Source organism: Tardiphaga sp. 285_C5_N1_2, from assembly GCF_052076065.1.
Taxonomy (GTDB): Bacteria; Pseudomonadota; Alphaproteobacteria; order Rhizobiales; family Xanthobacteraceae; genus Tardiphaga; species Tardiphaga robiniae.
The window spans coordinates 5,465,870-5,482,662 of the sequence record NZ_CP197241.1; the positions used below are offsets into that span (position 1 = coordinate 5,465,870).

Genomic DNA, 16,793 nt, shown 5'->3' on the forward strand with positions numbered 1-16,793 from the left:
GCCTTTTTTCTTTCCCGGCTACGATGACCGGCGGTGAGCGATCAGACTTTGAAGTGCTTCGACAGCTTCAGGCTCTGGCCCTGATAATTCGAGCCGATACGCTGGCCGTAGAGGGCATCCGGACGATCCAGCATGCGCTCATAGACGAGACGGCCAACGATCTGGCCGTGTTCGAGAATGAACGGAACTTCGCGCGAGCGCACTTCCAGCACGGCGCGCGAGCCCTTGCCGCCGGCGCCATCATGACCGAAGCCGGGATCGAAGAAGCCGGCATAGTGGACGCGGAATTCGCCGACCAGCGGATCGAACGGCACCATTTCGGCGGCGTAGTCCGGCGGCACCTGCACGGCTTCCTTGGAGGCGAGAATGTAGAACTCGCCGGGATCGAGGATCAACGTGCCGTCCTTGCGCGCCGAGATCGGCTCCCAGAATTCATTGACGCTGTAGCCACCGCGACGATCGATATCGACCACGCCGGTATGACGCTTGGCGCGGTAGCCGACGAAGCCCGAGGCATTCTCGCCGGAGAGATCGACAGACAGCGCGAGGCCGTTGTTGAGGTCGGCAGTGTCGCTGTCGACCAGCGGCTCCTGTGCATGCAGCTCTTCCAGCGCTTCGGTATCGAGCACCGCATCGCCGACGCGAAAACGGACCTGCGACAGGCGCGAGCCTTCGCGCAGCAATACCGGGAATGTCTTCGGGCTGATTTCGGCATAAAGCGGCCCGTGATAGCCCGCACCGATCACATCGAACCGTCTGGTGCCATCAGCAATCACCCGCGTGAACACATCGAGGCGTCCCGTGGAGCTCTTCGGATTGGCAGCCGCGAAGATGTTCGGCGGCAGCGCCAGGCTTTCTATCAGCGGCACGATGTAGACGCAGTTGGTTTCCAGCACCGCGCCATCGGACAGGTCGATCTCGTGCAGCTTCAACTCGTCGATGCGTTCGGCGACCGTCGAATTCGGCCCCGGCAGGAAGCTGGCGCGCACGCGATAGGCGATGGAGCCGAGCCGCAGATCGAGGCTGGCAGGCTGGATCTGGCTCTCGACGAAGGGATATTCCGGCAGGATCAGGCCGGCATCGGCCATCGCCGCAATCATGCGGTCGGGCAGAATTCCATCGGCATCGGGGGCAAGCGTAAACGGCACAGGTCTCGTCCTTCGGTCGTCCTTCAGCGAGAATACACTGAAAAATAGCGACTTTATCGGTTATCTCAGCCCCGCCTTGACGAAAAGGGCAAGCGGGAATATGCACATCGTTATCCCGTGGTGATTTGAGCCGGCCGGCTTGCAGCCACGTAAAATAAGTCGCTAAACAGGCCGGGGACACATGTCCTTCCAGCATGCGATCCCGGCCTGAGGACGTCCGTCCAGGCCGGTTTTTTTGTGCCCGTGTTACGCGGGTACGTTGGAGGTCACATGTCTACGAAGTCCTATCGCCCCGAAACCCGGCTCGTTCATTCCGGCGCGCTGCGCTCGCAATTCAACGAGACGTCCGAAGCCCTCTTCCTCACGCAGGGCTTCATCTACGAGACCGCAGAAGCCTGCGAGGCGCGGTTCAAGGGCGAAGATCCCGGTTTCATCTATTCGCGCTTTTCGAATCCGAATACGTCGATGTTCGAGAGCCGCATGATCGACCTCGAAGGTGCGGAGGCTGCACGCTCGACGGCCACCGGCATGGCCGCCGTGACCACCGCCATTCTCGCGCCGCTGCGCATGGGCGATCACGTCGTCGCCGCCAAGGCGCTGTTCGGCTCCTGTCGCTACGTCATCGAAGAGCTGCTGCCGCGCTACGGCATCGAATTCACGCTTGTCGATGGACTCGACCTCGACCAGTGGCAGAAGGCGATGCGCCCGAACACCAAGTCGCTGTTCCTGGAAAGTCCGACCAATCCGACGCTCGACGTGCTCGACATATCAGCCATCGCTGACATCGCCCATGCCGGCGGTGCGCGGCTGATCGTCGATAACGTGTTCGCGACGCCGCTCTGGCAGAGCCCGCTGGCGCTCGGTGCGGATGTTGTCGTGTATTCGGCAACCAAGCACATCGACGGTCAGGGACGCTGTCTCGGCGGCATCATCCTGTCGTCGAAGGACTTCATCGACGAGCATATTCACAACTATCTGCGCCAGACCGGGCCCTCGATCTCGCCGTTCAATGCGTGGACGCTGGTGAAGGGACTGGAGACGCTGGCGATCCGTGTCGAACGGCAGACGCAGACCGCGGCTGCCATCGCAGACGTGCTGGCGCAGCATCCGAAGATTTCGCGGCTGATCTATCCGGGCCGCGAGGATCATCCGCAGGCGGCAACGGTGAAGAAGCAGATGCGTGCGGGATCGACGCTGATCGGCTTCGAGGTGAAGGGCGGCAAGGCAGCTGCATTCCGCGTCCTCAACGAGCTGAAAGTCGCCCGCATCTCCAACAATCTCGGCGACGCCAAGAGCCTGGTCACGCATCCGGCGACAACGACGCATCAGCGTCTGCCGCTGGAGGCGCGGCTCGAACTCGGGATCACCGAAGGCTTCATCCGCTTCTCGGCGGGCCTCGAGCATCGTGACGATCTGATCGAGGATCTCGAAGCGGCACTGGCGAAGGCGTAGCCAATCTCTCCATCGTCATTGCGAGGAGCACTTGCGACGAAGCAATCCAGACTTTCTTTCAAGCAAGACTGGATTGCTTCGCTCAGCGAAAATCGCCGAAGGCGAATTTCGCGGGCTCGCAATGACGGCTGAGAGGCATTCGCCCCTCTTCGAACTTACAGCGGCTTCTGCGCCTGCTGAATCTGCGGCTCGTTGATGCCGAGCTTCACCTGGCCGACCGACTTGATGATGTTGTCGCCGAGCAACTGCGCGAAGCAGGCATAGCCCCAGTCATTCATATGCAGGCCGTCGGCAATGACGAAGCTGTCGAACGACATCTGCTGGCCTTCGTGCCATTCCTTCATCACTTCGAAGCGCGGGAAGATGCCGACCTTGCGCAGTTCGGCCACCTTGTGCAGCAGCGAGACCATCTTGCTGGTACCTTCCGGCCGCGTATTCACCAGCGGCGAATATTGCGGATCCACCAGCACCAGATCGGCGCCTGCAGCCTGAATGCGGGCCACGCCGTCTTCCACCATCTTGCTGGTTTCGCCGGGATCGAGATTGCGCAGCACCGCATTGGTGCCGACTTGCCAGATCACGAGATCAGGCTTCGAATTGATCACTTCGCTCTGCAGCCGCGCCATCATTTCCGGCGCATCTTCGCCGCCCTTGCCGCGGTTGAGCACGGTGATATTGGCCGACGGGTAAGCACGATGCAGCTGCGCGGCAAGGCGGTTCGGATAGGTGAATTCCGGCGCTGTCGAACCGTAGCCTTCGGTGGAGGACGAGCCGAACGCAACGATGACCACGGGCTTGCCGGCAACGAGTTTGCTGGCCACATGCGGCAGCGCGCCCATCGCCTTCATGCCGCCTTTCGGTGTGCGGCAGGGGACGCGGCTCAAGATATCGGTCGCGGTCTTGGCGACTTCCTTGACCCTGTCGATGGCTTTCGCAGCGACGCCCCTCTTCGCGGCGTCCGCGGGATCATTCGCCGCAACGCCCTGGTCGGCGCCCTTGCCGTCGGCCGGGGCGGCCTGCGCCGCTTCGGCGTGCGCGATGGACGATGAGATCGGGAGTGCGAGCGTCGTAGAGGCAGCAAAGGCAGCGACGACAGCAAAGCGAGACAGATGGCCGACGAAACTCATTAACGCTGAATCCTCAAATCCGCTGCTTTGATCTTGGCCGCATCGACGACAAAGGTCGAAAGCGCCCGGCCGAGACAATCATGCACCCGCTTCGCCAGCTCCATGCCGGGCGACGCGCTGAACAGGTCGAAATCGCCGCTCTCATTCCAGTGCCGCATGATGGCGAAACGGTCGAACAGCGGGACGTCGTGCTGCTGCGCCACCACACGCATATTATCTAGGTAGGCGGAGCCGGAAATCATCGTCTCCGTGCGCGGACTGTACTGCAGATTCATTAAAATGACGTCAGTTCCGGCCTTTTGCATGGCGGCAACACCCTCATCCAGGGCGTTCCGGAAGTCGTCGGCGTCGGCCTGTTTCATGGCATCCACGGTTCCGGTCTGCCAGATCACCAGGTTCGGCTTCTTGTCCGTCACCAGCTGTTCCAGGGTCGGGGCCATTTCCTCGGCTGTCTTCTTGACCTGCAGCTCCAGTGCCACGTTCACCTCGACGCCCGGTAGCTTCTCCTTCAGATAGGCCTGTAGGCGGTTCGGATAGGCTGCGGAGTGGTCTGAGACCCCGATCACCGAGGATCGGCTGCCAATGACCAGAATATCGAGCTTTCCGCCCGGTTTCGCCGCAGCCTCGACCTTGGGCAGGGTGCTTTCGGAGGTCAGGAGGTAGGCGGGAACCTCACAGGTATGCGCGGGCGGTTCGGCCCGGACAGGAGCCGCCACCAGCAGGCCAGCCAGCATCGTGAGCCGCAGAACGGCCTTCATGCTTCCCCTCCTGCGAGATCCGCGTCGGATCGTTTGGCGCGGGATCCGCCTTTGACAGTGACGCCCTTGTACCACGAAAACACCCAGGCGGCGGTTGACATAACAACTATGCCGAGGAAGCTGATCAAGGCATGCATGCCGGCTCCGCCGGCGACCTCAGCCAGCACGAAATGGCCGGCAAAGGCCAGGAACACCCCGATACAGAAGATTTCGAGCGAGTGCTGGCCGCACAGCACCATCGGCCGCAGCCAGACCGATTTCAGCCCCGGCCACTCCTTGGGCAGGAAACGGACCGTGAGCGCCGCCAGCGCCAGGAAGTGGGCGAAGCGCAGCACGTCGAGATCGGTCTTGTTGATGGGATACATCCACTGCTCGATGACCTTCGGCAGCAGATGGTGGATCTGCGGAATGTACCAGGTCAGCGTCACCCAGAACGCCGCCAGAAGATAGGCCACGCAGAGCCAGAGCGTGATGTTGGATGACAGTATCCGCGACATCCTGACGGCGCCGCCCAGCGCGCACCAGGCACCGAACACGAACAGCAATTGCCAGGCGAACGGATTGAAGGCCCAGACGCCATTCGGATAGGCCGTCAGATGCAGGTCGAATTCCCAGGTCAGCGCATAAAGACCGACCGACAGCGCCAGCGTGAGATCGGCGCGGCGGCGCATCAGCCAGAGGATCGGCGGCAGGAACAGCATGAGGACGATATAGAGCGGCAACACGTCCATGTTTACCGGGCGAAATTTCAGCAACAGCGCCTGAACGATGGTCACGTCAGGCTGTTTGAGAAAATCGAGAATCCCCATTTCCTCGGAATAAAGCGGGTTCTCGAACCGCGTCGCAACATAGGAGATTTCCGCGAGGAAGATCGTGAACAGGAAGACGTGGGCGACATAGATCTGCCAGACCCGCTTGAAGATGCGCGCGCTGGCAACCAGCGTGCCCTGCTCCTGCATCGCGCGGCCATAGACGAAAGCGGCGGTATAGCCGGAGATGAAGATGAAGATCTCGGTGGCGTCGCTGAAACCGTAATTACGGATCGTCAGCCAGGTCAGGATATTCGGCGGCAGGTGATCGATGAAGATCAGCCACAGCGCCAGCCCGCGAAACAGATCGAGGCGCAATTCGCGTTCGGTGCCTGCGACGGGAAACGACACGGCATCGGCACGCGTCGAGGCGCGCGACGCGGACACGTGGGAGGACGCATCTGCGTGGGGATGGCCGGCAATCGGGTCGGCAACAGAGGTCATTCAGCACCGCTCAACGGAAATCGTCGCATGATGAAAATCGACCGCCCCACACCACGCAGGCCATCTGCATGGGGCGATCCGTCACGTCATAGCCAAATCAGGGATCGATTATGCGGTAACTATGTTGAAACCGCGATGGGTTGCCGCCGTTCCGCGCAGCACTCCACGCCGATTTTCCCTGGATTTGGCCGGTAACGTGTTTTTCGCTATGCTTGCGACGCATTTTGAACGATGACACCGCCATGTACCGCGCCATAACACGACAGATCGAAGTCACCGTCGAACCGAATTTCATGCCTGAAAGCTCGTCGCAGGAGAAGCGACAGTTCTTCTGGTCCTATACGGTCGTCATCACCAATGCCGGCAAAGAGACCGTGCAGTTGAAGACCCGGCACTGGATCATCACCGATGCGTCCGGCCGCATGCAGGAAGTGCGCGGCGAAGGCGTCGTCGGCGAGCAGCCCGTGCTCGGCCCCGGCGAACGCTTCGAATACACATCGCGCGTGCCGCTGCCGACAACGTCCGGCTTCATGGAAGGCACCTATCAGATGGTGACCGATACCGGCGAGCCGTTCGAGATCGACGTGCCGCTGTTTTCGCTGGACGGACCGGACGGGAAACGCGTGCTGAATTAGGCGACCGCCGTAGAAATGTAGGATGGGTAGAGCGTCTTCGCGAAACCCATCATCACCACCGTATGTTGATGTGGGTGATGGGTTTCGCTCCGGCGCAAGATGCGCCTGCGCTCTACCCATCCTACGGCCTCATCGCAGATTCAACTGTCAAACAGCCACAGCCCTTCAGACATGCGTCATCGCCCCCATTGTTTGCGGCGCGGGGGCGCCGTCGTCTGCTGCATTCCCTGCCCCCTGTGAGAGGGCGTGCGGAACGCCAGGTGCCCGTTGCACCCTTGGGCCTGATACGATGCGGTCTTCCGCAATTGTGAGTGCATCAGGACTTTCGGAGGCGCCGAGCAAGTGCCCGACGTTCCGCATGCGGTGTTTTTTCGGTTGCCTGCACATCTGCCATGGCGAACGGTCCCATCACCAAAATTAATGTCCCAGGGCGGAGGGACAGGGTAGCCGCAAAGCACTTGGCCGAACGCGTTTCGATTTGGTCGTCCGTCACACTGTCCAGGGCTCTGTCCATCCCAAGGTCGGCCGTCTCCTTGCCAGTGGCAGTGCTGGCGCAGATCCGTCCTGCCCGAAGACAGACGTCACCCCCAAACCGCGTAACGCCGCATCTCCGGCGTCCACCGCATCCAGCCCCGCGAACGTGACGATCGCGATCGCCCCTCTCGGTGGGGCAGGACGGAGGAGAATATAAACCTGATAGGGATGTTGTCAACGGGAGATAGGAAAAAATATTTGAGGATGCCTCCTCGCCTCCAACTGTCATTCCGGGGCGCGCCCGGCACTTGCCGGACGCGAACCCGGAATCTCAGCATGGGAGTCTCTAGTCAGTGCAAAACACTCTGGGATTCCGAGTTCGCACTTCAGCGGCTTCGCCGCTTTCGTGCGCCCCGGAATGACGAGTGTGGATCGAGACTCCCTCCATACCAATTGGTGTGCCGGGGAATGACAGCGGGGCGTGACGCGGGCGAATGCCTATTCCACGCCCGCTTCCTGCGGTGTGAACTCATACACCGACGAACAGAACTCGCAGGTCACGACGACCTTGTCGTCCTTGACCATGTCGGCGCGGTCCTGCGGCTCGAAGCTCTTGAGCATGCCGGACACGGCATCGCGCGAGCAGGAACACTCCGCGCGCAGCGGCGATGAGGCGAAGACGCGGACGCCGCGCTCGTGGAACAGGCGATACAGCAGCCGCTCGCCGGACAGATCGGGATCGATCAGCTCCACATCCTCGACGGTGCCAATCAGCGACTGGCCCTCGACCCAGGCGTCATCTTCCGGCACAGCATCCACCTTCGCGCCCTCCGGCGCATCGCCGGCATGGAGGTCGCGCTGCACGCGCTCCGGCGCCTTTGGCAGGAACTGCAGCAGCATGCCACCGGCGCGCCAGCGATGTGTCGGGCCACCTTCCTCGCCGCTGCGCCATTCCTCGCCGACGGCGAGGCGCACCTTGGTCGGAATCTGTTCGGAGCGCAGGAAGTATTCATGTGCGGCATCTTCCAGCGTACCGCCGTCAAGCGCGACGAGCCCCTGATAGCGGCTCATATCCGCCCCCTGATCGACGGTCATCGCCAGATGGCCCTTGCCGAGCAGCGCCGCGGTGCCGAGACCGGGCAAAAGGCGCTCGGCATCGAACCGCGCATAGGCGCGCATTTTATCCGGCGCGCGGAAGTCGACGATCATCAGCGACACCGGACCATCGGTCTGGGTCTGCAGGATGAAGCGGCCGTCGAATTTCAGCGAGGAGCCGAGCAGCGTGGTCAGCACGATGGCCTCGCCGAGCAGCTTGGCCACCGGCGCGGGATAATCATGCTTGGCGAGCAGCTCGTCGAGCGCCGGGCCAAGCCGCGTCAGCCGCCCGCGCAGATCGAGCGGGGCAACCTCGAAGGGCAGCACCGCGTCATCGACCGGAACGGAGGACGGCGCGCGAATGGGGGCGTCGGGCTGGAGATTTGGATTTGATGGGGTCATGGCGCTCTATGTAAGGGCGAGGAGCTGAAATCGAAACCCCGCAAAGGGGCAAATGTCCGAACGAATACAAGGCATCCGGCGACGATTTGCCCCCGCTCGGATGAAATATCTACCAAGTATAAGCGAACGATGTTTGAAACCTACCTTAGGCGATGGCACCTCGTCCCGAACGGCACGGCCATTACCTCCCACGCCGGATATTTGCTGCCAGTCCTGCATCGGGGCCAGCCGGCGATGCTGAAACTGGCCAAGGGCGAGGACGAACGCGCCGGCAGCGCGGTACTGGAATGGTGGGACGGCGACGGTGCCGCACGGGTTCTCGCCCGCCATGACGACGCGTTGCTGATGGAACGCGCGCAAGGCCCGGCCTGGCTCTCCGACATGGCGCGTGGTGGACAGGACGACGAAGCCTCGCGCATCCTGTGCGCCGTGGCGGCGCGGTTGCACCGGCCAAGGCAAAAATCGCCGCCTCCGCTGGTACCGCTGCAGCATTGGTTTCGCGAACTCGCACCGGCCGCAGCGACCCATGGCGGCCTGTTACGTCGCTGTTCCGAAACGGCCAACGCTTTGCTGGACGACCCCCGCGAGGTGACCGTGCTGCACGGCGACCTCCACCATGACAATGTGCTGGACTTCGGGGAGCGTGGTTGGCTTGCCATCGATCCGAAGCACATCATCGGCGAGCGCGGCTTCGACTTCGCCAACATTTTCACCAACCCGGATCTCTCGGATCCCACGCGCCCGGTCTCGACCTTGCCAGGCCGTTTCCAGCGGCGTGTCGAGGTCGTCAGCGACGCGGCCAAACTCGATCGCTATCGCTTACTGCAATGGGTCCTGGCATGGACCGGCCTCTCGGCCGCATGGTTCCTCGGCGACGACGATCCGGCGAGCATCGACTTTCAGGTGGCCGAGCTGGCCGCGACAGAACTCGATCGCTGATCGCGCCTCACGCCACCGCGTTGAGGCACCAGGCCAGAATGCCCTTCTGCGCATGCAGACGGTTTTCGGCCTCGTCGAACACCACCGACTGCGGACCGTCGATCACCTCGTCGGTGACCTCCTCGCCGCGATGCGCCGGCAGGCAATGCATGAACAGCGCATCGGGCTTGGCCAGTGACATCAGGCGCGGATTGACCTGATAGGGCTTGAGCAGGTTGTGGCGGGTCTCGCCGTCCTTGTCGCCCATCGACACCCAGGTGTCGGTGACGACGCAATCGACGCCCTTCACCATCGCATCGGGATCGTCGCTGAAGGTGATCGGCGCGTTTGCCGCCTTGACCCAGTCCTTGAACGGCTTCTTCGGCGATAGCTGCGGCGGTGTCGCGATATTGAGTTTGAACTGGAAGCGCTCGGCCGCATGCGCCCAGGACATCAGCACATTGTTGTCGTCGCCGGTCCAGGCCACGGTGCGTCCCTTGATCGGGCCGCGATGTTCCTCATAGGTCATGACATCCGCCATCACCTGGCAGGGATGCGAGAACCGCGTCAGGCCATTGATGACCGGCACCGTCGCATTCTCCGCGAGTTCCATCAGCGAGTCATGATTGAGGATGCGGATCATGATGATGTCGACGAAGCGCGACAGCACGCGCGCGGTGTCGGCAATGGTCTCGCCGCGACCGAGCTGCATTTCGGCGCCGGTGAGCATGACGACTTCGCCGCCGAGCTGGCGCATGCCGACCTCGAACGACACGCGGGTGCGCGTCGAGGGCTTTTCGAAGATCATCGCCAGCGTCTTGTTCTTGAGCGGACGATCGGGCTCGGCATTCGAGCCATCCCGCCCTTTCAGCTTCGCCTTCATGGCGGCAGCCGCGTTCATGATATTGCGCAACTCACTGGCCGGCACGGCCGTGAGATCAAGAAAGTGCCGCGGTGACTTGCTCATCACGCGGCTCCCTGCGTCTTTGCAGATGCCTTGGCGGATGAGCTGAGGGCCACGCAAGCCTGTTCCAGCCGCTGCACGGCCTGCTCGATCTCGGACTCGCTGACGATCAGCGGCGGCAGGAAGCGCACGACATTGTCGCCGGCGCCGACGGTCAGCAGCTTCGCGTCACGCAATGCGGCCACGAGATCACCAGCCGGCACGACAGCCTTGAGGCCGATGAGAAGACCTTCGCCGCGCACTTCGCTGAGCACGTCAGGGTGGCCGTCGACCACGCCTGCGAGTTTCTGTTTCAGCAGCAGCGACATCTTCTTCACGTGGTCGAAGAAGCCGGGCTTCAGCATGATATCGAGCACGGAATTCGCCGCGGCCACCGCCAGCGGATTGCCGCCGAAGGTCGAGCCGTGGGAGCCGGGCGCCATGCCTTCAGCCGCTTCCGCCGTGACGAGGCACGCGCCGATCGGGAAGCCGCCGCCGAGCGCCTTGGCGAGCGACATCACATCAGGCGTCACGCCGATGCGCTGATAGGCGAACAACTCGCCGGTGCGGCCCATGCCGGTCTGCACTTCGTCGAAGATCAGCAGAATGCCGTTCTTGTCGCAGAGTTCGCGCAGCGCGCCGAAGAACGCGTTGCTCGGCGCACGCACGCCGCCCTCACCCTGCAGCGGCTCGATGAGAATGCCGGCGGTGTTCGGGCCGATCGCCTTCTTCACGGCTTCGATATCGCCGAGCGGCAACTGGTCGAAGCCGTCGAGCGGCGTGCCGTAGCCTTCGAGATATTTGGCGGCGCCGGTCGCGGCGAGCGTGCCGAGGGTCCGGCCATGGAACGCGCCTTCAAAGGTGATGATGCGGGTGCGCTCGGGATGGCCCTTGGAGAAATGATAGTGGCGGGTCACCTTGATCGCGCATTCCATCGCTTCCGCACCCGAATTGGCGAAGAACACGAAGTCGGCAAAGCTTTGTTCGCACAGCCGCGCGGCGAGGCGCTCGCCGTCCGGGCTCTTGAACAGGTTCGACATGTGCCAGAGCTTGGTGGCCTGCTCCTGCAACGCGGCGACCATATGTGGGTGCGCATGGCCAAGTGCGTTCACGGCAACGCCGCTGGTGAAATCGAGATAGCGCTCGCCATCGGTTCCAATCAGCCACGCGCCTTCACCGCGCTCGAAAGCGACATCCGCACGCGCGAAAACAGGCAGCAAGTGAGCCTGAGAGAGGGGCGAAGACGTTGCGTTGCTGGTCATAACCGATCCGATCGAAAAGACTGCGGCCGCGTCGATGACAACTGTGCGAAATCGAACAACGGACCCTAGAAACGAAACGTGCCGCCCTTCTCGGGCGGCACGTGGGCATTATTCTATGTGTGCTGTGAAGACTGTCAACCGCGCACTGCGGCTTTCGAGTCACACGGAGTCGCAGAAAAAGCCGATTTTGCAGCTTTATTTGCAGAAGCATGTGGACGCGGCATGCCCGACTCTTGCGCGCGAGTCACGGCATATTGTAGCTTTTGCCTCGTCGGATACGACATCTCGTGCGGCGGTAGATCCTTTTGACACATCCAGTGCGGCGTAACAGCCGGACGCGAAATTCGCGCCCGGTGAGCGCTAAAGGATTCTGACCGCAGGGATTTTTGAAGTCTCAACTCGCAGCGCTGCCCGGTCAGGCCGGCGCTCACGAAGGGAAAACGGCGATGACGGTAATGACATGGACCGACGATCGCGTCGAACAGTTGAAGAAACTCTGGGAAGGCGGCCTTTCCGCCAGCCAGATCGCTGCGGAACTCGGTAACGTGACCCGCAACGCCGTGATCGGCAAGGTTCACCGCCTTGGCCTGTCCGGCCGTGCCAAGAGCCCCTCCTCGGCAGCTCCGCGGCAGCGCAAGGCGCGCCCGGCGCAGCAGATGGTACGCGTCGCCCGCCCGATGGCACGCGGCAATACCGCGCTGGCCCATAATTACGAGATCGAGGCCGAGCCCGACCCGATCGCCTATGACAACATCGTGCCGATCAGCCAGCGCCTGTCGCTGGTCGAACTCAACGAAGCCACCTGCCATTGGCCGATCGGCGATCCGTCGAGCGCAGACTTCTACTTCTGCGGCGGCAAGGCCCTGGCCGGTGCCCCCTATTGCGCGCATCACTCGCGCATCGCCTATCAGCCGGCCAGTGACCGCCGCCGCGCGGTGCCGAAGCCGACGCGCTGAGCTGGAAGATATCTAAACCAAATGAAAATGCCCGGTGATGAGCCGGGCATTTTTTGTTTGGGGCTTCTAACCTCGCCCCGCTTGCGGGGAGAAGGAAGATACCTACTCCGCCGCCTTGTCGAAGCGGTCATCCAGCGCGTAGCCGGCGCCGCGCACGGTGCGGATCGGATCGGGCTCACCGGCGGGGTTGAGCAGCTTGCGCAGGCGGCCGATATGCACGTCGACGGTGCGCTCGTCGATATAGATGTCGCGGCCCCAGACGCTGTCGAGCAACTGTTCGCGGCTGAACACGCGGCCCGGATGTTCCAGGAAGAACTCCAGCAGGCGATATTCGGTCGGACCGAGATCGATCGGACGGCTTGAGCGCACGACGCGGCGCTTGTCGCGGTCGAGTTCGATGTCGCCAAACGCCAGGACGGTGGCGAGACGCTCGGGAGCTGCACGACGGAGCAGGCCCTTCACGCGGGCCAGGAGCTCCGGCACGGAGAACGGCTTGACGATGTAATCGTCGGCACCGGTGGCGAGACCGCGAACGCGCTCGCTCTCTTCGCCGCGCGCCGTCAGCATGATGATCGGCAATGCCTTGGTTTCGGGCCGTGCGCGCAGGCGGCGGCACAGTTCGATGCCGGACAGGCCCGGCAGCATCCAGTCGAGCACCACGAGATCCGGCACCCGCTCCTTCAAGCGGGTATCGGCATCGTCGCCGCGAGCGACGGTTTCAACATCATAGCCTTCGGCGTCGAGGTTGTAGCGAAGCAGCGTCGTTAGTGCCTCTTCATCTTCCACAACCAGAATGCGTGCATTCACAGCCATCTTGATCAATACCCTCAGTGACGTCCGACAAGTCTTTAAATCATGATCCTTGCGGAAGACTGGCTTCCACTTTTCCGGATCATGCTTCAGACCGTCGGCGTATTCGCGAATGTGGTCATGTCGCCCTTCGGGCGCTTGTCGAGGATCTGCTGGCCCTCGATCATGTAGAACACGGTTTCCGCAATATTGGTGGCATGGTCACCGATCCGCTCGATGTTCTTGGCGCAGAACATCAGGTGGATACAGAACGAAATGTTACGCGGGTCTTCCATCATATAGGTCAGGAGTTCGCGGAATAGCGAGGTGCAGATCGCGTCGATTTCCTCGTCGCCCTTCCACACCGTCATCGCGGCGGGCAGATCATGTGCGGCATAGGCGTCGAGCACGGCCTTGACCTGGGTGGTCACGAGGTCGGTCATGTGTTCGAGGCCGCGGATCAGCTTCAGCGGATGGAAGTCGCTGTCGAGTGCATTGACGCGCTTGCCGATATTCTTGGAGAGATCGCCGATGCGTTCCAGATCGGTGGCGACGCGCAGCGCGCCGACGATCTCGCGCAAATCGACAGCCATCGGCTGGCGCTTGGCGATGGTCAGCACGGCGCGCTCCTCGATCGTGCGCTGCAACTGGTCGATCTCGGAGTCGGTGGCGACAACGCGCGCACCGAGCGCGACGTCCCGGCGGATCAGCGCATCGACGGATTCGACGATCTGCCGTTCCGCGAGGCCACCCATCTCGGCGACGAGACGGGTCAGCTCCTGCAGATCGTCGTCGAAAGCCTTGGTGGTGTGTTCAAAAGCCATCTCAAATTCCTCCCGCGAATATGTCGCGTCAGCCGAAGCGGCCGGTGATGTAATCCTGGGTGCGGCGATCGGTCGGCGACGTGAAGATCTTGTTGGTCTGATCGAACTCGATCAACTCGCCGAGATACATGAAGGCTGTGCTGTCGGAGACGCGGGCAGCCTGCTGCATGTTATGGGTCACGATCGCGATCGTATATTGATCCTTCAACTCGTCGATCAGCTCCTCGATCTTCGCGGTCGAGATCGGATCCAGCGCCGAGCACGGCTCGTCGAACAGGATCACTTCCGGCCGCACCGCGATGGTGCGCGCGATGCACAGGCGCTGCTGCTGACCGCCCGACAGGCTGAGGCCCGACGCGTTGAGCTTGTCCTTGACCTCGTTCCAGAGTGCACCGCCGCGCAGCGCCCTCTCGACGCGGATGTCCATCTCCGACTTGGAGATCTTTTCATAGAGGCGGATACCGAAGGCGATGTTTTCGTAGATCGTCATCGGGAACGGAGTCGGCTTCTGGAACACCATGCCGACGCGGGCGCGCAGCAGGTTGAGGTCCAGCTTCGGATCCAGAATGTTCTGGTTGTCGAGCATGAGCTGACCTTCGGCGCGCTGGCCGGGATACAGATCATACATGCGGTTGAAGATGCGCAGCAGCGTGGACTTGCCGCAGCCCGACGGGCCGATGAACGCAGTCACGCGGTTCGCCATCAGCGTCAGGTTGATCTTCTTCAGAGCGTGGTGTTCGCCATAGTAGAAGTTCAGGTCGCGCACGGTGACCTTGGGACGGGTCTCGCCCTGCAGGGCCGACGGCGGCGGCATCGAGACGGAAGGAACGCCAGACGACACAGAAAGCTCACTCATTTTGCTGTCCTCTCGGCGCCGAGAATGCGCGCGCCAATGTTAAGGGCAAGTACGGTCAAGGTGATGATCAGGGCACCGCTCCAGGCGAGCTGCTTCCAGTACTCGTAGGGGCTCTGCACGAAGTTGTTGATGGTCACCGGCAGGTTGGCCATCGTCTTGGTGAGATCGAGGCTGAAGAACTGATTGCTCAGCGCGGTGAACAGCAGCGGCGCCGTTTCGCCAGCGACACGTGCGGTCGCCAGCAGCACGCCGGTGATGAGACCGGAACGGGCTGCACGATAGGCAATCCGCTTGATGACCAGGGAGCGCGGCAGGCCAAGCGCCGAGGCCGCTTCACGCAACGGATTGGGCACCAGGCCGAGCATGTCCTCGGTGGTGCGGACGACGACGGGGATCACGATCACGGCGAGCGCGAGCGAGCCGGCGAGAGCCGAGAAGCCGCCCATCGGAATCACCACCGCGCCATAAACGAACAGGCCGATGATGATGGACGGGGCCGACAACAACACGTCGTTGATGAAGCGGATCACCGAGGTGAGTTTGTCGTGCTTGCCGTATTCCGCGAGATAGGTGCCGGCAAACAGGCCGAGCGGCGCGCCGATGCCGACGCCGATGACGGTCATCATGACCGAACCGACGATGGCATTGAGCAGGCCGCCTTCCATGGAGCCGGGCGGCGGCGTGTTCTGGGTGAATATCTGCAGGCTGATGCCCGCGAGACCGTTGTAGAACAGCGTGAACAGGATCAGCGCGAGCCAGGTAACGCCAAAGAGAGCGGCACCGACGCAAAGCAGACGGATGATCGTATCGTGGCGACGGCGGGATGCGTAAATCGGGTTCATGTTAGTTGCCCGCCTTCTTTTCCAGACGCAGCAGCATCAAACGCGCTGCCGAGAGCACGAAGAATGTCAGTACGAACAGCAGGAGACCGAGCAGGATCAGGCCCGATTGATGCAGACCGTCACTCTCCGCGAACTCGCTGGCGATCGCCGCCGAGATCGTTGTGCCCGGGCCAAAGATCGAGCCTGTGATGCGGAACGAGTTGCCGATGATGAAGGTCACCGCCATCGTTTCACCGAGCGCTCGGCCAAGTGCCAGCATGACGCCGCCGATGACACCGACGCGGGTGTAGGGGATGACGACGTTGCGGACGACTTCCCAGGTGGTGCAACCGACGCCGTAAGCGGCTTCCTTGAGCACCGGCGGCACCGTCTTGAACACGTCGACCGAGATCGAGGTAATGAAGGGCAGCACCATGATGGCGAGGATCAGCGACGCGTTGAACAGCGAGAGATAGGACGGCGGGCCGGCGAAAATCACGCCGAGCACCGGCACGCCTTCGAAGGCATTGATCATGAACGGCTGCACGTGATTGGCCAGGAACGGGCCGAGCACGAAGAAGCCCCACATGCCGTAGATGATTGAGGGAATACCAGCGAGAAGCTCAACCGCCATGCCGATCGGGCGGCGTAGCCAGTTCGGGCACAGTTCGGTGAGGAAGATCGCGATGCCGAGACCGACCGGGATGGCGATAGCCATCGCGATCACCGAGGTGATCAGCGTGCCATAGATCGGACCGACGGCACCGAGCACCGGCGGATCAGCGGATGGCGCCCAGCGCTGCGTCCACAGGAACGCAAAACCGAATTCCTTCATCGCCGGCCAGGCGCCGGCAATCAGGGAGAGAATGATGCCACCGAGGATAAGCAGGACGGACATCGCGCAAATGCGCGTGATCCAGTAGAACGCCTGATCCCCGAACTTGAAGGCGCTCAAAGCCTTTGCGCGGTCATAAGGCCCGGCTGCTTCCATCGATGAGCTCTGTACGGCCATGTCTGCCACGCCAGTCCCCTGTGATTGTTACTATACCTGAAACGCTGCGCCCCGCGCGGGTCGATCAG

General features: G+C 62.2%; 16 protein-coding genes and 1 riboswitch. Of the genes, 4 read left to right on the top strand and 12 right to left on the bottom strand.

Annotated features, from left to right (window positions below; genetic code table 11):
* Positions 1–41 precede the first annotated feature (41 nt).
* Positions 42–1,148 (bottom strand): 2'-deoxycytidine 5'-triphosphate deaminase, encoded by a 1,107-nt coding sequence (locus AB7951_RS25895; RefSeq protein ID WP_068737579.1) that lies wholly within the window; start codon positions 1,146–1,148, stop codon positions 42–44.
* Between the two features lie 107 nt (positions 1,149–1,255).
* A riboswitch (SAM riboswitch) is annotated at positions 1,256–1,335 on the top strand.
* A gap of 83 nt (positions 1,336–1,418) precedes the next feature.
* Here AB7951_RS25895 and AB7951_RS25900 point away from each other — a divergent pair.
* Positions 1,419–2,600, top strand: a complete 1,182-nt coding sequence (locus AB7951_RS25900) for an O-succinylhomoserine sulfhydrylase (protein ID WP_120287922.1) — start codon at positions 1,419–1,421, stop codon at positions 2,598–2,600.
* 155 nt (positions 2,601–2,755) lie between these two features.
* Here the strand turns inward: AB7951_RS25900 and AB7951_RS25905 are convergent, their stop codons facing one another.
* From AB7951_RS25905 to AB7951_RS25915, 3 genes are read right to left on the bottom strand one after another with little or no spacing between them, the layout of a single operon-like run.
* Positions 2,756–3,727: an SGNH/GDSL hydrolase family protein gene (locus AB7951_RS25905; protein ID WP_120287921.1), complete on the bottom strand. Its 972-nt coding sequence runs from the start codon at positions 3,725–3,727 to the stop codon at positions 2,756–2,758.
* Positions 3,727–4,485, bottom strand: a complete 759-nt coding sequence (locus AB7951_RS25910) for an SGNH/GDSL hydrolase family protein (RefSeq protein WP_089266770.1) — start codon at positions 4,483–4,485, stop codon at positions 3,727–3,729. The genes AB7951_RS25905 and AB7951_RS25910 overlap by 1 nt, the downstream gene beginning before the upstream one ends.
* Positions 4,482–5,738 (bottom strand): OpgC domain-containing protein, encoded by a 1,257-nt coding sequence (locus tag AB7951_RS25915; protein ID WP_089266769.1) that lies wholly within the window; start codon positions 5,736–5,738, stop codon positions 4,482–4,484. The genes AB7951_RS25910 and AB7951_RS25915 overlap by 4 nt, the downstream gene beginning before the upstream one ends.
* Positions 5,739–5,980: 242 nt before the next feature.
* Between AB7951_RS25915 and apaG the strand changes: the two genes are divergently transcribed.
* The gene (gene apaG / locus AB7951_RS25920) at positions 5,981–6,373 is read left to right on the top strand and encodes a Co2+/Mg2+ efflux protein ApaG (protein ID WP_089266768.1); all 393 of its coding nucleotides are present in this window, start codon (positions 5,981–5,983) and stop codon (positions 6,371–6,373) included.
* 972 nt (positions 6,374–7,345) lie between these two features.
* Here apaG and AB7951_RS25925 read toward each other — a convergent pair.
* Positions 7,346–8,344: an Hsp33 family molecular chaperone gene (locus AB7951_RS25925; RefSeq protein WP_120287920.1), complete on the bottom strand. Its 999-nt coding sequence runs from the start codon at positions 8,342–8,344 to the stop codon at positions 7,346–7,348.
* 129 nt (positions 8,345–8,473) lie between these two features.
* Between AB7951_RS25925 and AB7951_RS25930 the strand changes: the two genes are divergently transcribed.
* Positions 8,474–9,283 carry an aminoglycoside phosphotransferase family protein gene (locus tag AB7951_RS25930; protein WP_120287919.1) on the top strand — a complete coding sequence of 270 codons (810 nt, stop codon included), beginning with the start codon at positions 8,474–8,476 and terminating at the stop codon, positions 9,281–9,283.
* 7 nt (positions 9,284–9,290) lie between these two features.
* On the opposite strand, the gene argF is transcribed toward AB7951_RS25930, so the two are convergent.
* Positions 9,291–10,229, bottom strand: a complete 939-nt coding sequence (argF, locus tag AB7951_RS25935) for an ornithine carbamoyltransferase (protein ID WP_120287918.1) — start codon at positions 10,227–10,229, stop codon at positions 9,291–9,293.
* Positions 10,229–11,467, bottom strand: a complete 1,239-nt coding sequence (locus tag AB7951_RS25940; protein ID WP_120287917.1) for an aspartate aminotransferase family protein — start codon at positions 11,465–11,467, stop codon at positions 10,229–10,231. The genes argF and AB7951_RS25940 overlap by 1 nt, the downstream gene beginning before the upstream one ends.
* A gap of 446 nt (positions 11,468–11,913) precedes the next feature.
* On the opposite strand from AB7951_RS25940, the gene AB7951_RS25945 reads away from it, so the two are divergent.
* The gene (locus AB7951_RS25945) at positions 11,914–12,423 is read left to right on the top strand and encodes a GcrA family cell cycle regulator (protein ID WP_068737968.1); all 510 of its coding nucleotides are present in this window, start codon (positions 11,914–11,916) and stop codon (positions 12,421–12,423) included.
* Positions 12,424–12,525: 102 nt separating this feature from the next.
* Here AB7951_RS25945 and phoB read toward each other — a convergent pair whose 3' ends face one another.
* The 5 genes from phoB to pstC form a co-directional block, all read right to left on the bottom strand.
* Positions 12,526–13,230, bottom strand: coding sequence for a phosphate regulon transcriptional regulator PhoB (phoB, locus tag AB7951_RS25950; protein ID WP_068737970.1), 705 nt, complete (start codon positions 13,228–13,230; stop codon positions 12,526–12,528).
* Between the two features lie 92 nt (positions 13,231–13,322).
* Positions 13,323–14,036, bottom strand: coding sequence for a phosphate signaling complex protein PhoU (gene phoU / locus AB7951_RS25955; RefSeq protein WP_089266763.1), 714 nt, complete (start codon positions 14,034–14,036; stop codon positions 13,323–13,325).
* Between the two features lie 28 nt (positions 14,037–14,064).
* On the bottom strand, positions 14,065–14,892 hold the full coding sequence (pstB, locus tag AB7951_RS25960; protein WP_068737599.1) for a phosphate ABC transporter ATP-binding protein PstB: 828 nt from the start codon (positions 14,890–14,892) through the stop codon (positions 14,065–14,067).
* Positions 14,889–15,734 carry a phosphate ABC transporter permease PstA gene (gene pstA / locus AB7951_RS25965; protein WP_120287916.1) on the bottom strand — a complete coding sequence of 282 codons (846 nt, stop codon included), beginning with the start codon at positions 15,732–15,734 and terminating at the stop codon, positions 14,889–14,891. The genes pstB and pstA overlap by 4 nt, the downstream gene beginning before the upstream one ends.
* Before the next feature lies 1 nt (position 15,735).
* On the bottom strand, positions 15,736–16,725 hold the full coding sequence (gene pstC, locus AB7951_RS25970) for a phosphate ABC transporter permease subunit PstC (RefSeq protein WP_175369635.1): 990 nt from the start codon (positions 16,723–16,725) through the stop codon (positions 15,736–15,738).
* Between the last annotated feature and the right edge of the window lie 68 nt (positions 16,726–16,793).